The sequence below is a fragment of the Hoeflea algicola genome, assembly GCF_026619415.1.
Classification (GTDB): Bacteria; Pseudomonadota; Alphaproteobacteria; order Rhizobiales; family Rhizobiaceae; genus Hoeflea; species Hoeflea algicola.
The window spans coordinates 2,082,852-2,095,824 of the sequence record NZ_JAOVZR010000001.1 but is presented as its reverse complement, the minus strand read 5'-3'; the positions used below and the strand labels follow the sequence as shown (position 1 = coordinate 2,095,824).

The following is a 12,973-nucleotide window of genomic DNA, read 5'->3' as shown; positions in this document are numbered from 1 at the left end:
GCGCGTTTGAGGCAGAGCCGTGGTTTGCGCGTGCATTGCCCTTGCGGTTCGGTGCGTTATAACCAGCCTATCAAATTCAGCTAATGGAGCCTGTTTATGCGCATTTCCTTTTCCATGTTGTTCGGCCTCGCGGTGGTCGCGGGTCTTTCGGTGCCGACCGCAGCCTTCGCCGATGGCGACGCTGCCAAGGGCGCGAAGATATTCAAAAAGTGCGCCGCATGTCACACGGCCACGGAAGCCAAGAACAAGATCGGCCCGCATCTGGACAATGTCATCGACCGCCCCGTCGCGTCGATTGAAGATTTCAAGTATTCGAAGGCGATGATCGCGCACGCCGAGGAAACTCCGACCTGGACCGTTGAGGCACTGACCGAGTTTCTGCACAAGCCGACCAAGGTGGTGAAGGGCACGAAGATGAGCTTCGCCGGCCTCAAGAAGGACAAGGATATCGAAGACATCCTTGCCTATCTCAAGGACCCGTCGGCAGCCGAGTAACCATCGCACTTATACAGACGCCAAAAGGTCGTTCCTCCGGGAACGGCCTTTTTTTGACAAGGTCATGCTTACGTTGCTCACTAATCATGTTTTGCCATCAGGGTTCCGGTGCTACAAACGCGACGGTGCCCGGTATGGGGTGTGAAATGGTGAAGCGCCTGCCTGATGGCGCCTATAAACGGGGAAACGGCATGGCCAGCATCAAGAGCCTAGACGCAGAGATTGAGAAAACCCGCGCGGTCGTTGACGACATGCGTTCAAAGATCGAGGCATCCGGCGTGGTGCTGGAGAAAATGTCGGAAGCCGACGCGCAATTGGGCGATCCGCAGTTCGACATTGAAAATGCCCGGATCCAAGATGTTCTGCGCCAGCAGCGCATGATGGAGACCAACATCGCCGACCTGATCATCGGTCTGGAGGACGCCACCAACGTGTTTGGCGCCGAGTTCGAAAGCATGAAGGGGTTTTCCGGCATGGAAAGCTTCGTGGCGATATTCTCCAAGGCGCGGGCGCAGCGGATGCGTTCGGACCGGGTAAGGAGCATGTCGCTGGCGGGCAACCTTCAGGAGCTGCTCAAGAAATCCGACACGATCACCGGTATTCTGAAGGATCAAAAGGATATTCTCGACAACCGCTACAAGACCTCCGAAGCCAGCCTGATCAAGGTGATCGAGCGCCGCAAGGTGACCATGGCCAATCTGGAATCGGTGCAACAGCGGATCGAGGAGCTCAACCCGCAACTGATGGACATCGAGAATCAGATTGCGGCCTCGACCGACCAGAAAACCCGCACCGATCTTGAAAGCGAACGTTCGAAGCTTGCCACCGAATACAATGAGCGGCAGGCCAAGGAGCAGGAATTGCTGGCCGAAAGCCAGACGCTGGAGCGCTACACCTCGATGTTCCAGACCTTTGTCGATTCTGCTCAACAACCAGATTGCCGCGCAGAACACGCTGATCAACAAACTGACGATCGACACCGAGCAGCGCATCGTTTTGTACAAGGCGCTCGAGGATTCCTTGAAAACAGCGGCGCAACAGGATGTGGCCCACAAGATCAATACGCTGGGCAGCCGGGTCGACACTGCGGCGGAAGAAACCATGGCCGGCATCGGTGCGGCAGCGCAGCGCCACATTGGCGATCTTCTGGAAATGCATGAGAAGAACATGCTGTCGACCCAGGATATCCAGCGCCGCAAGCAGCTTGCCGACGACGCTTTCGCTCGCCGCTTCTCGGAAGTTCTGGAGAAGCACAATTCCGCAAATTACGTTCAATCCTGAGCAGGGCGGCGTGACAATGGACATTGGCCATGCGCGCTGACACCGGCGCCGCCGGCGCCTATTTCAGATCGATGCAGGCGGCATTGAAGGGTCTGCGGATCTATCTCGCCGACGTCAATTCGCCGCTCTATGCCCATGGCCTGGTAGGCCAGGTGCTGGTCCCCTATGTCGACCGTCTGGAAGCCACCTTTAACGCCTGGGAACACCGGGTCGGTTTCATGGAGCGGTTTCGCATCAGCCGTGCCGACAGCGGTTTTCCGGTGTTTCAGAATGTACTGACGCTTGAAAACGACCGTGCCACCGCCAAGGAGCGGCTGGCGGCAATGCCTGAAGTGGACGCCTTGAAGGCGGAGATGGCCGACTTCATCCTGCGCCACAAGCAGTTTCCTACCGCCCTGCAGGAGCAAATCGCCGAACGGCTCTATCTCGAGGATATTGGCAAGGATGCGGTGTTTGCACCGTTCATTCTGCCCGAAACCATCCGGGTGTCAGTCAATCCGAAAAACGGCAGGCCTTATTACGTGGTGCACTGGGGCGTGTTCGATGGCAGCCAGACGTTGCCGATGGTGTATATGGCGACCATCGAGGATTCGAGCGAAGCCATCGCCAAGTCATTGGTCGGCGCGGACGGCAAGCTCAATCCCGGGATCGATATTCCGCTACCCGTCGGCGGCCTGCTCAATCCGGAATTTGCCCGCGGCTTTGATGCTTCTGCCGAAAGGAACGGTGCCTATTCGCTGTCGCCGGTCACCATCGCCCAGAATCTCGACGCCGATTTCGAGCACCTGCATCCCAAGCAATTGCGGCGTTTCGTGCTCGGGCCGTTCTATTCGGCCGGGGTGACCGACAATAGCGACCGGATATCGGCGATCCTGTCGAAGGTGCGCAAGGACGAGAACGCCTGGCTGCTGACCTGGACCATGCAGGAAGTGTTTTCCATGACCGAGCGCCCGGCCAAACGCGGATTGTGGAGTTCGACACCGGCGCGCGACGAGTATCACATCAACACCGACGATCTGGAAGCCACCCGGCAGGGCGTCAGCGACTACCAGAAACACGCGCTGGTGCCGCACGAGGCCTACCAGGCGCTGTATGCGTCGGGCGAGGCGGAGAGCATATTCTCGGGCTTTACCGTGCATGTGGTGTCGGGAAACCAGGTCATCAGCGAGGTATGAGCACATGAGCCAGACAACCGGCCTGACGACGATTTCAGAAGAAGACATCGCCCGCCATCGTTCGGTGGCGCAGGCGATGGTGACGCGCGTCGTCGTGCTGACGCCGCAGGATGGCGGATCGAAAACCGCGCTGGCGGGTACCCACCGGCGGTTTGTCTCCACCGTGTCGACCAGCGGTCTGCGCAGCACCCGCGAGATCGAGCTTGCCAGGACCATTCAGGCGGTGCGCGGCGAAGACCCGATGCTGTCGATCCCGCAGCATACGCTGTTGTTTCGGACCCGGCGCGGCATCGCGGTGGCGCTGGCAGTGGCGGAACTGTTTGCGCGGCAGACCGACCTCGAAAGCCTGCAATCGCGCAATGCCGGAGCACCGCTACAGGGGCCTGATGCGGAGCGGTTCAAGCGGTTGCTGTCGGCATCCGCCTATGTCGCCGTCTTCACGCTGGCTGCCTATATACTGCAGACCGTGGATGGTGAAACCGAGCCGGTCAATGATACCGAGGAACCTGATTTTCAGTTCGACACCCCGCAGGATGCGTTGAAATCGTTGCTTGCGGGGCTTGATGAAGCGATCGCCGGGGCGCCCGACGAGGTGTCCATGACGGCGCGCGCGCGGGCGCTGGCGCGGGTGGCGATCGAGGGGCTGCTTAGCCGTCGCGCCAGGTTCGAGGCGATGAGCGCGTTTGCCCAGTCGCATCTGCGGCTGGAGGCCGACAATTTCACGCTTGACGGTTTTGACGTGGCGCCGGGGCAGCGCCGCAAGCCGCTGGTGATGAGCTTCAAGAAGCCCAATGAAATCATCGGCAACCATCTCGCCAAGCATCAGGCAATGCGGCTTTCGCGGATGGTGATGGCATATGACTTTGATCGCCAGCTCAACCCGTTCGTCGAACTGGGCGGCTTCCTGTTCACCTTCATTGGCGACGGTGCGCCTGGCACTGGCAAGACCATCCTGATTCAGATGCTGGCCGGCATGATCAATGATTACTGCGAGGTTGCCGGCTATCCGTTCCACTACGAGAACTTTGGCGTCGACCAGATATCGTCCTATCAGGGCAAGTCGGGGCAGAACTGCAAGGCGTTCGTTGACAATGTGCTCAATCCGCGGGCCATCGGCTTCGGCACCATCGACGACATCGACCAGGTTGCCGCCAAGCGTTCCGACGACCGCGCCTCGGCGGGCCAGCAGGAAGTCACTGCCGTGCTGATGGAAAGTTTCGCCGGCGCATCGACCGTGGTGCGTGGAAACTGCAGCTTCGGCATGTTTTCGAACTATCCGGAAAACGTTGACGATGCGCTGAGACAGCGGGCAGGTGCGCGCTGGTTGGTCGATGGACCGCAATCGCTTGATGATTACATCGACATTTTTGCGCTCCTGGCCGGCAAGAACCATTCGATCCCGCTGGGCTCGCATGAACTCTATGCCAGTCAGGAGATCAAGCAGGCAGTGGCGCGCTCCTATGACGGCCACGACCGGCCGCAGGAGGAAGGGCTGCTCTCTGTCTGGGAGCGATTCGAGAAACAACACGGCAAGGTCAAGACCATTGCCGATATCGGTGCCTATCTGCACCAGATCAAGCTGGCCGAGCCGCGCTTTACCGGCCGGGCGATCAAGAACATCACCGATGCGATCAAGATGCGGGCGATGGATATTGATCTGCCCGATGAATGGTTCGAGACCGCCGGCGCCTTCATGCACAAGGCTTATGACGAGAAGCTGGCGATGATCTCCGAACTGCGCAAACCTTTCACCATCGAAATGGTGCTGCAGGAGATCAACCGTTACGCCGATTCCGAATTCCGCTATACCGACCGCTCCGACGCCACCGCGGTTGAGGAAATCATCCGTCGCGAGCGCCAGCGGGAGCGGGCTATCCGCGATATCGAGACGATGAAACGCGACGGGCGCTGGCAATCATGAAACGTCTGGTCGACAATGAGCTGATCTATGGCCGGCTGCTGGTGATCGACGAGCCGCATCTGATCGGGCGTTACAACAAGGCCCTTGAGGCCTTCGGGCTCAAGCCGTCAGCGCTTGCAAGCATTCGCATCGACATGACCGGGTTTTCGCCTGAGATCGCCGAAGAGCTCGGCGATAGCCAGTATCTCGATCCCAATGGCGTCAACCGGCGCTTCATCATCCTGACACCGGAGCAGGAAAACCTGCCGGTGGTGCATACCCAGTTTTCCAATACTGCCGGACTGATGCATGAATTTTTTGATGGCAATCGCCGCGCCGTCTACGCCGTCACCATCAAGGATGTGCTCTATGGCGAGATCGAGGATCCTGTCGAAGTCGTAACCGGAGTCGAAGATCTCTTGTCGATCGAAGAAGTCCGCTTCCGGGTGATGTCGGCCGAAGACATGCTTGGCAAGGCGACCGAATTGCGGGCTCTGGTCGACCGTTTGCAGATGTCGAAGGACGGCTGGCGCGACGATGCCATGCTTGGCCGGATGGTGGAGCTTGCCAAGGAAACTGGCGATATCAGGCAGAACGCGCTTGTGCCTGACAAGCTGGTGTTTCCGCACCAATCCTATTGGGCCAGCCATTTCGGCGGCGTGTTCATTTTTCGAGATGATCGCTCCACCACGGTGATTTGCGACAGTCATGCACCTGGTTTCCGGCGCTCGCGGCCCTGGGAAGTCAGCTATATCGACATTTCCGATCATGCCCGGATATTCGAGTATCTTTCCAAGACCGGGCGGCTACAATTACCGCGCGCATCCTGGGTCGAGCCGTCGGGCTTCTTCACCCATCGCGCCGAGATGGCGATTGCCGATCTTGTCCGGGTTGCGGACCCTGCGGCGGATCTGGCCAAGGCCGATCCGGTGTGGCTGCAGACTTGGATGCACCATAATGCCAGTCTGGTGGCCGAGCAGGGCATCTATCCATTCCTGCAGGAAGCGATGCGCGAAATCGCAACCACCGGGCAGGTGAAGATGCGCGAATTGCGTGCCGATCGGCGGCTGATGCTGTGCCGTGCCGTTCCCGCCCACCCAGACCAGTGGCTGATCAACAGGTTGTTGGCGCGTCTGGCCCCGTTTGATTTCGTCTCGCGTTTTGTTTTTGACAAGCAGGGCTTCTATGAAGCCTATGAGGGATACTCCGAAAGCTACCGCGCCCATGTTGTGGATGTGCTGACGGCGACCTATCTAAGCACCAAGGCGGCGCTCAGATCGCGGCTTTACGGACTGGAAGGACCCCAAGACGATGCTTGACCCCGTGATCGCCTTTTTCGAGCGCATCTTTCACGCTATCGGCCGCGGGGTCGGGGTGGTGGTCTCGGTGCTGTTGTGGCCGTTTGTCACCGTTGCCGGCTGGTTTGGCGAGCGCGGCTTCATGATCAAGGCCATCGTCGGCGGTGTCCTTGTCATTTTTCTCGGGCTTTACGGCTATTTCTTCTGGCAATCACAGGTATGGACGGGCTTCGACCCGGAATATCCGTCCAAGCGTGAAGTCATCGCGGCGACGCCTGGAACAGAACTGGGCGGCGGCAAATGCGCGCCATCGGCGATGGTGGCGGCGACGGCTGATCTGATTGATTTCAACGTCAATGAGAACGCCTGGATTTCCTCGATGATCCTCTACAAGTCCGGGTTCTTCGGCATCGATTGGGACCATACACCGTTCTTTGACAACAAGGCCGCGTTCCAGCGCGGTGTAAATCAGGCGATCCGTCGGACCACGGTCGAGTTTGTCGACACGCTCGGTCGTGTACGCGGCACAAGCCAGGTGGACGGCAACTTGCAGGATGCGCGCGGCGCGTTGCAGTTTGACGAATACACCTGGTATTTCGGCGTCAATCCGTTCGGTCCGAAAACTCCGACACCGTCATTCTACCGTTCGGCAATTGCCGATCTTGAGACGTTCAACACCAGGCTTGCGAACTGCGAAGCGATCTACGACGCGCGGGCCGACAATCTCATTCAGTTCATCGACCGCATAGCTGCCGATGTCGGGTCGACATCGGCGATCCTTCGGGATCGTTCGGAGAACTACAATGGTGGCTGGTTTGACACCCGCGCCGATGACCGTTTCTGGTTTTCCTACGGCCAGCTTTATGGCTATTACGGCATTCTCAAAGCCACCCGTGATGATTTCCGCGATGTGGTGGTGCAGCGCAACCTGGCGCAATTGTGGGATGAGATGGATGAGCAATTGTCAGCCGCGTTGAAGATCCAGCCGTTTATCATTTCCAACGGTAATGAGAGCGGGTGGATCATGCCGACCCATCTGGCGACCATGGGATTTTACGTGCTGAGGTTCCGTTCGAACCTGGTCGAAATGCGCGCCATTCTGGATCGCTGAGACGGGCGCCTCTCCGAAAGACTGGAGTGGGGTCAGCGTTTTGCGATCCCGCCCGCCAGTGTCGGATTGCCGACGACGCCTACCAGGCGAACCTGGTCGACCACCTCCTCGAACATGCCGTAGAGTTCTTCGCGGCCATCCTCAGTGAGGCGGAACCGGCCTACAGAGCGGACATATTTGAAACCGTTGTGGCCGTTCTTGAGCCGCAGCACATAATGAAAGCCGGTCTTTTCCACCGCAGTGCGTTCCAGCAATTCCAGCATGTAGGGTAGATCTTCTGGGTGCACGGCGTCGTTTGCCAGGGTCAGGTTCACCGGTCCCTTGGTGTAGGCCATGCCGTAGATGTCGAATATTGCCTTTGACCAGAATACGTGGCCTGTACCCATGTCCGAGCGCCAGTAACCGATCTGGTGTTGGTATGACATCAAGCCGGCGATTTCGAAGTCCGTCAGACCGATATGGTCGAGGTCCTGTTTCGGGCTGGTTGTCTCTGAAAACTCGAATCTGACCACCAGTGTCATTCCTTCGGCTAGCATTCACGGCCGCTTTGGCGCCATCAACTGATTAGATGCAACCGGAGCGCTTTGGCGACAAGTTGGGTTCTATTGACGCAATCGAGCTTGCGCATCGCGCTGTTCATATAGGTGTTGACCGTATGATCGGACAAGGAAAGAATTGCGGCGATCTCGGTCGACGTTTTGCCATTGGCTGCCCAGTGCAATACTTCCAGTTCGCGTGCAGTCAACAGATTTGGTGCCGTTTGATCCTTGTTTTTCAAGCAGGAATAAACATCGTAGGCATGCAGGACGAAAATGCCCAGTTCACCCAATTCGGTGTGGGTCAAGTCTGGACGGTTGCCGAGAAACCCCACCGCCGCGCGGTCGCCGGTTGATCCATGCACTGGAAAATATACACCCAGGGTCATGTCGTGGTAGGCGAAAAGTTGTCTGCTACTGTCGATTTCTGAGGTTGGCCGGTCCTTGTTGATGGTGGCACTGTTCCAAGACACCGGGGCAGTTGAGCGCCGCAGCGTCGCAAAAACCGGTGAGTTCTTTAACAGCCCTATCGCGTCATAGGTTTCGATCAGCCCGCTGGGCATATCAGACAGCACTATCAGCCTCGCCAAACGGTCATCCACAACTGCGGGGATATTGACCAGCATGAAGCCCTTGAAATCGAACCGGTCCGCCAGTTCGCGCAGAAAACCCGCCAAATCGATCTCGGTCTTGATTGCATTCAACCGATTGAAAAGGGCTTCTTGGCCTTTCATTAAAAGCGATCCGTCATGAAAATGAGTTCTGTTCTTCCGTAGCGACAGGTTACAGACAATCACAACCTGACGCTACAGCTGAAACCCGAATGCCCGAAACAAACTGTAACCAAATAATTCCGCGAGCCTGTCTGACGTCATCAAACCGGAAGTTTCTGGGTGTTCTTGACCTCCTCCATCACAGGGTAGGTGTGGGTTTCGCGCACGCCGGGCAGGGTCAAGATGACATCGGACAAAAATGCCCGATAGGCTTCCATTCCCTTGACCCTCGCCTTGATCAGATAATCAAAACCACCGGCCACCATATGGCATTCCATGACATCGTCGGATTTGCGTACGGCGTCGGAGAATGCGTCGAACACATCAGGCGTGGTGCGGTCGAGCTTGACCTCGACAAACACCAGCATGCCCCTGTCGAGCTTTTCCGCTGAGAGCCGGGCGGTGTAGCCGGTAATGTAGCCGTCCCGGCTCAGGCGCTTGAGCCGTTCGGCGGTGGCGGTGGCGGAAAGGCTGATTTTGTCAGCCAGCTCGATGTTGGTCAGGCGCCCATTGTCTTGCAGGGCCCGTAAAATCTTTCGGTCGATGCGATCGATTTCCTTTATGTATTCCCTGCCAATTGCCGTAAAACTAGATGCTATCACGGTTTTCGGGCCAAAATACAGTGAGAAATATGGTCAATCAAGCGATAGATTGTGTCATTCACGGGAGATAATCATGAACGCTACCACCGCTCAGGCCTTGACCGCATTCCATACCCCGCACGCACCGGATGATGACCGACTGATCAGCAGCTTTGCCCAGGACCTCTCGTTCAGCAGTGTCCAGGACCAGGCGATTGACGCCCGCGCCGGCAAGTTGATCAAGGCGATCCGTTCCGATTCCGGCCAGATGGGCGGCGTCGAGGATTTTCTTCGTGAATATGGCCTGTCGACGCGGGAAGGTCTGGCGCTGATGGTGCTGGCCGAGGCGTTGCTCCGGGTGCCTGATGCGCTGACCCAGGACCGGCTCATCGAGGACAAGCTCAAGGAGGGCGGCTGGAGCGACCATGAGGGCCATGGCGACACCTGGTTTGTGTCGGCCTCGGCCTGGGCGCTGGGCATGTCGGCGCGGGTTATCAAACCTGGTGAAACACCTGAAGGCGTCATGCGCGGCCTAGTCAAGCGGATGGGCATGCCGACGGTGCGCACCGCCACCCGTCAGGCAATGCGGTTTCTGGGGCATCATTTTGTGCTCGGCGAAACCATCCAGGATGCGCTCAGCCGTGCCGCCAAGAACGAAGCGCGGGGCTACCGCCATTCCTACGACATGCTCGGTGAAGGGGCACGTACCCGTGCCGACGCCAAGCGCTACTTCAAGTCCTATGCCGATGCGATCGCGGCGATCGGCAAATCGGCCGACAAGGCCGCTGCCGGGCGCAAATTGCCGGAGCGGCCGGGGATCTCGGTAAAGCTGTCGGCGCTGCATCCGCGCTATCTGCCGACTCATCGGGAGCAGGTGTTGGTGGAGTTGGTTCCAGACCTGATTGAACTTGCCAAGATGGCCAAGGCGTATGACCTCAATTTCACAGTCGATGCCGAGGAAGTGGACCGGTTGGAGCTGTCGCTGGATGTGATCGATCGGGCCTTCGCCGATCCATCGCTTGCCGGCTGGGACGGGTTTGGCCTTGCCATTCAGGCCTATCAGAAGCGCGCACCACAGGTAATCGAGCACATTGCCGGCCTGTGCCGCAAGCACGACCGCCGGATGATGGTGCGGCTGGTCAAGGGCGCCTATTGGGACACCGAGATCAAGCGCGCCCAGGAGCGCGGGCTCGAAGGCTATGCGGTATATACCCGGAAGGCTGCGACGGATCTGTCCTATCTCGCCTGCGCGCGGCAAATGCTTGATCTGCGCACGTTGATCTATCCGCAATTTGCCACCCACAATGCACTGACCGTCGCCACCATCATTGAAATGGCGCAAGACCGCAGCGGCTTCGAATTCCAGCGTCTGCATGGCATGGGCGAAGTAGTTTACGACAGTCTCGCCAAGGGCAATGACCGGGTGCCGTGCCGGATCTATGCGCCGGTTGGCGGATATCGCGATTTGCTGGCCTATCTGGTGCGCAGGCTGCTCGAGAATGGCGCCAACTCTTCCTTCGTTGCGGTTGCCGGCGACAAGAATATTCCGATCACGCAATTGCTGGAGCGTCCCGAGGTCAAGCTTGGTCTTGCTCGTGGACAATCGGCGCGCAACAGTCAGATCCCGTTGCCGCTGGCGATCTATTCCGATCGAGCCAATTCACGCGGCGTCGAATTTGGCGACCGGTTGCAACTGGCATCGCTGGTTGCCGGCATGGAACGCTCGGCGGGCACGGTAGAGGCGGGGCCGCTGGCGCCCGGTCTCAAGCCGGGTGGCCCAGCCCAGGAGGTGCGCTCGCCCTCGGATCCGTCGAAGATTGTCGGCACCGTGAGGTTTACCGATCCGAAGGATGTCGACAAGGCAGTGACAACCGCGCTGCAGGGCTTCAAGTCCTGGTCGCGCGCCGATCCGGATGCCCGTGCGGCAGCACTTGTCCGCGCCGCCGATCTGATTGAGGACCGGCGCGACCGTTTCATGGCGTTGCTTTCGACAGAGGCCGGCAAGACGCTCGATGACGGCATCGCCGAAATTCGCGAGGCTGTCGATTTCCTGCGCTACTACGCGGCGCGCTCGCGGCAGATGTTCGGCGCAATGCAGCCGATGCCCGGACCGACCGGCGAGGACAACCGGCTGGGTTGGCGCGGACGCGGTGTGTTTGTCTGCATTTCGCCGTGGAACTTTCCGATGGCGATCTTTCTGGGGCAGGTTTCGGCGGCGCTGGCGGCCGGCAATACGGTGATCGCCAAGCCTGCCGAACAGACGCCGTTGATTGCCCATGAGGTCATCAACCTGCTGCATGAAGCGGGTGTGCCCAAGGACGTGCTTTTGTGCCTGCCGGGCGAAGGTGATGTCGGCGCGGCGCTGACATCACACCCGAAGATCGGCGGCGTGGCATTTACCGGCTCGACCGAGACCGCGCGCGCCATCAATCGGACGCTGGCTGCCAAGGATGGACCAATCGTGCCATTCATCGCCGAGACAGGCGGCCTCAACGCGATGATTGTCGACGCCACGGCGCTGGCCGAACAGGTGGCCGACGATGTGGTGATGTCGGCGTTCCGCTCGGCCGGGCAGCGTTGCTCGGCACTCAGGCTGCTGTTCGTTCAGGAAGATGTCGCCGATCAGATGATCGAGATGATCGAGGGGGCGGCGCGCGAACTCAAGCTTGGTGATCCGTCGCAGCCTTCGACTGATATCGGTCCAGTGATCGATCAGGATCAGCGCGACATGCTGGCGGCCCACGTGACCACCATCTCGAAATCCCAGAAGCTGGTCTATGCCGGCAGTGCCCCGAATGAAGGTCTGTTCTTCGCGCCGCATATTGTCGAGCTCAAGGACGCAGCCGCGCTTGATCGCGAGATCTTCGGGCCGATACTGCATGTGGTGCGCTACAAGGCCAAGAAATTTGATAGTGTGCTTGATGCCATCGACGCCACCGGCTTCGGGCTGACGCTGGGAGTGCATTCACGCATCGAGGCGACGGTGCGCAAGGTGATCGACCGGCTCGATACCGGCAATGTCTATGTCAACCGCAACATCATCGGCGCCGTGGTCGGCACCCAGCCATTTGGCGGGTCGGGGCTGTCGGGCACCGGCTTCAAGGCTGGCGGCCCGCACTATTTGATGCGATTTGCGGTCGAGCAGGCGGTTTCCGTCAATACGGCCGCGGCCGGCGGCAATGCCGGACTGATCGCCATGGGCGACGGCTGAACGAAGGCGGTTAGAGCGCTTCAAACAGATGATGAAGCGCTCTACAACCCTCGTTTTTCGCTCTCGGTGCGCAGATCTGCGAGCGCTGCGGCAAAGCCTTTGCCGCTCCAGTCGAGTTGCCAATCGCGGCCCGACTTGTCGGTGAAGGCGAGGCGGATTGCCGCTTCTTCATTGAGAGCTGAGGCGAAGCGCTCGGCTTCCTGGCCGGAAATCAGGCAGCTGGTTCCGCCCTCGCAACGTCCGGGAGCATAGTCGAATGTGCTCATGCCATCTTCGATGATGGCAAAGCCGCCAGCTTCGAACTGGGTGCCGCGTTCGAACGAGAATTCGAAACGCAGGCCATCGACGGCGCTGCGGGTGATGAAAACGAAAGCCGCACCGAAATTCGGGCGTGGCGCGTAGACATCGACAATCCGGACATAGCAGCGCTGCTCAACGCCCTTGCCGATATCACGCTGATCGCAGGCGCTGTCCCAGATTCCCAGCGTCTTGTAGTGATCGACGACCCATTTCCAGTCGTCGACCGTGTTCTGCGCCATGGTCGGCGAGGCCAGCGCCAAGAGGAATATAAGTATATTATATGCGTGTTTTAAAAATGATGTTTTCATAGCT

General features: G+C 58.9%; 10 protein-coding genes and 1 pseudogene. 7 read left to right on the top strand and 4 right to left on the bottom strand.

Annotated features, from left to right (window positions below; all coding sequences use genetic code 11):
• The first annotated feature begins 96 nt into the window (after positions 1-96).
• The 6 genes and pseudogenes from OEG84_RS10325 (at position 97) to OEG84_RS10300 (ending at position 7,260) form a co-directional block, all read left to right on the top strand.
• Positions 97-495 (top strand): c-type cytochrome, encoded by a 399-nt coding sequence (locus OEG84_RS10325; RefSeq protein ID WP_267653680.1) that lies wholly within the window; start codon positions 97-99, stop codon positions 493-495.
• Between the two features lie 191 nt (positions 496-686).
• A pseudogene (locus OEG84_RS10320) lies at positions 687-1,776 on the top strand (hypothetical protein).
• A 29-nt stretch (positions 1,777-1,805) separates the two neighbouring features.
• On the top strand, positions 1,806-2,951 hold the full coding sequence (locus OEG84_RS10315) for a hypothetical protein (protein ID WP_267653679.1): 1,146 nt from the start codon (positions 1,806-1,808) through the stop codon (positions 2,949-2,951).
• Between the two features lie 4 nt (positions 2,952-2,955).
• The gene (locus OEG84_RS10310; RefSeq protein WP_267653678.1) at positions 2,956-4,872 is read left to right on the top strand and encodes an AAA family ATPase; all 1,917 of its coding nucleotides are present in this window, start codon (positions 2,956-2,958) and stop codon (positions 4,870-4,872) included.
• Positions 4,869-6,170 carry a DUF6638 family protein gene (locus OEG84_RS10305; RefSeq protein WP_267653677.1) on the top strand — a complete coding sequence of 434 codons (1,302 nt, stop codon included), beginning with the start codon at positions 4,869-4,871 and terminating at the stop codon, positions 6,168-6,170. The genes OEG84_RS10310 and OEG84_RS10305 overlap by 4 nt, the downstream gene beginning before the upstream one ends.
• Positions 6,163-7,260, top strand: a complete 1,098-nt coding sequence (locus OEG84_RS10300; RefSeq protein WP_267653676.1) for a DUF2333 family protein — start codon at positions 6,163-6,165, stop codon at positions 7,258-7,260. The genes OEG84_RS10305 and OEG84_RS10300 overlap by 8 nt, the downstream gene beginning before the upstream one ends.
• Positions 7,261-7,292: 32 nt before the next feature.
• On the opposite strand, the gene OEG84_RS10295 is transcribed toward OEG84_RS10300, so the two are convergent.
• The 3 genes from OEG84_RS10295 to OEG84_RS10285 form a co-directional block, all read right to left on the bottom strand.
• Positions 7,293-7,772 carry a PAS domain-containing protein gene (locus OEG84_RS10295; protein ID WP_267653675.1) on the bottom strand — a complete coding sequence of 160 codons (480 nt, stop codon included), beginning with the start codon at positions 7,770-7,772 and terminating at the stop codon, positions 7,293-7,295.
• Between the two features lie 44 nt (positions 7,773-7,816).
• On the bottom strand, positions 7,817-8,530 hold the full coding sequence (locus OEG84_RS10290) for a helix-turn-helix transcriptional regulator (RefSeq protein WP_267653674.1): 714 nt from the start codon (positions 8,528-8,530) through the stop codon (positions 7,817-7,819).
• A 140-nt stretch (positions 8,531-8,670) separates the two neighbouring features.
• Positions 8,671-9,132 (bottom strand): Lrp/AsnC ligand binding domain-containing protein, encoded by a 462-nt coding sequence (locus OEG84_RS10285; protein ID WP_267656152.1) that lies wholly within the window; start codon positions 9,130-9,132, stop codon positions 8,671-8,673.
• A gap of 112 nt (positions 9,133-9,244) precedes the next feature.
• Between OEG84_RS10285 and putA the strand changes: the two genes are divergently transcribed.
• Positions 9,245-12,361, top strand: a complete 3,117-nt coding sequence (putA, locus tag OEG84_RS10280) for a bifunctional proline dehydrogenase/L-glutamate gamma-semialdehyde dehydrogenase PutA (RefSeq protein WP_267653673.1) — start codon at positions 9,245-9,247, stop codon at positions 12,359-12,361.
• A gap of 41 nt (positions 12,362-12,402) precedes the next feature.
• Here putA and OEG84_RS10275 read toward each other — a convergent pair whose 3' ends face one another.
• Positions 12,403-12,900, bottom strand: a complete 498-nt coding sequence (locus OEG84_RS10275; RefSeq protein ID WP_267653672.1) for an invasion associated locus B family protein — start codon at positions 12,898-12,900, stop codon at positions 12,403-12,405.
• Positions 12,901-12,973 lie beyond the last annotated feature (73 nt).

Coding starts and splice junctions, on each gene's coding strand:
- OEG84_RS10325 (WP_267653680.1), top strand. CDS start 97: ATGCGCATTTCCTTTTCCATGTTGTTCGGCCTCGCGGTGGTCGCGGGT.
- OEG84_RS10315 (WP_267653679.1), top strand. CDS start 1,806: ATGCGCGCTGACACCGGCGCCGCCGGCGCCTATTTCAGATCGATGCAG.
- OEG84_RS10310 (WP_267653678.1), top strand. CDS start 2,956: ATGAGCCAGACAACCGGCCTGACGACGATTTCAGAAGAAGACATCGCC.
- OEG84_RS10305 (WP_267653677.1), top strand. CDS start 4,869: ATGAAACGTCTGGTCGACAATGAGCTGATCTATGGCCGGCTGCTGGTG.
- OEG84_RS10300 (WP_267653676.1), top strand. CDS start 6,163: ATGCTTGACCCCGTGATCGCCTTTTTCGAGCGCATCTTTCACGCTATC.
- OEG84_RS10290 (WP_267653674.1), bottom strand. CDS start 8,530: ATGAAAGGCCAAGAAGCCCTTTTCAATCGGTTGAATGCAATCAAGACC.
- putA (WP_267653673.1), top strand. CDS start 9,245: ATGAACGCTACCACCGCTCAGGCCTTGACCGCATTCCATACCCCGCAC.
- OEG84_RS10275 (WP_267653672.1), bottom strand. CDS start 12,900: ATGGCGCAGAACACGGTCGACGACTGGAAATGGGTCGTCGATCACTAC.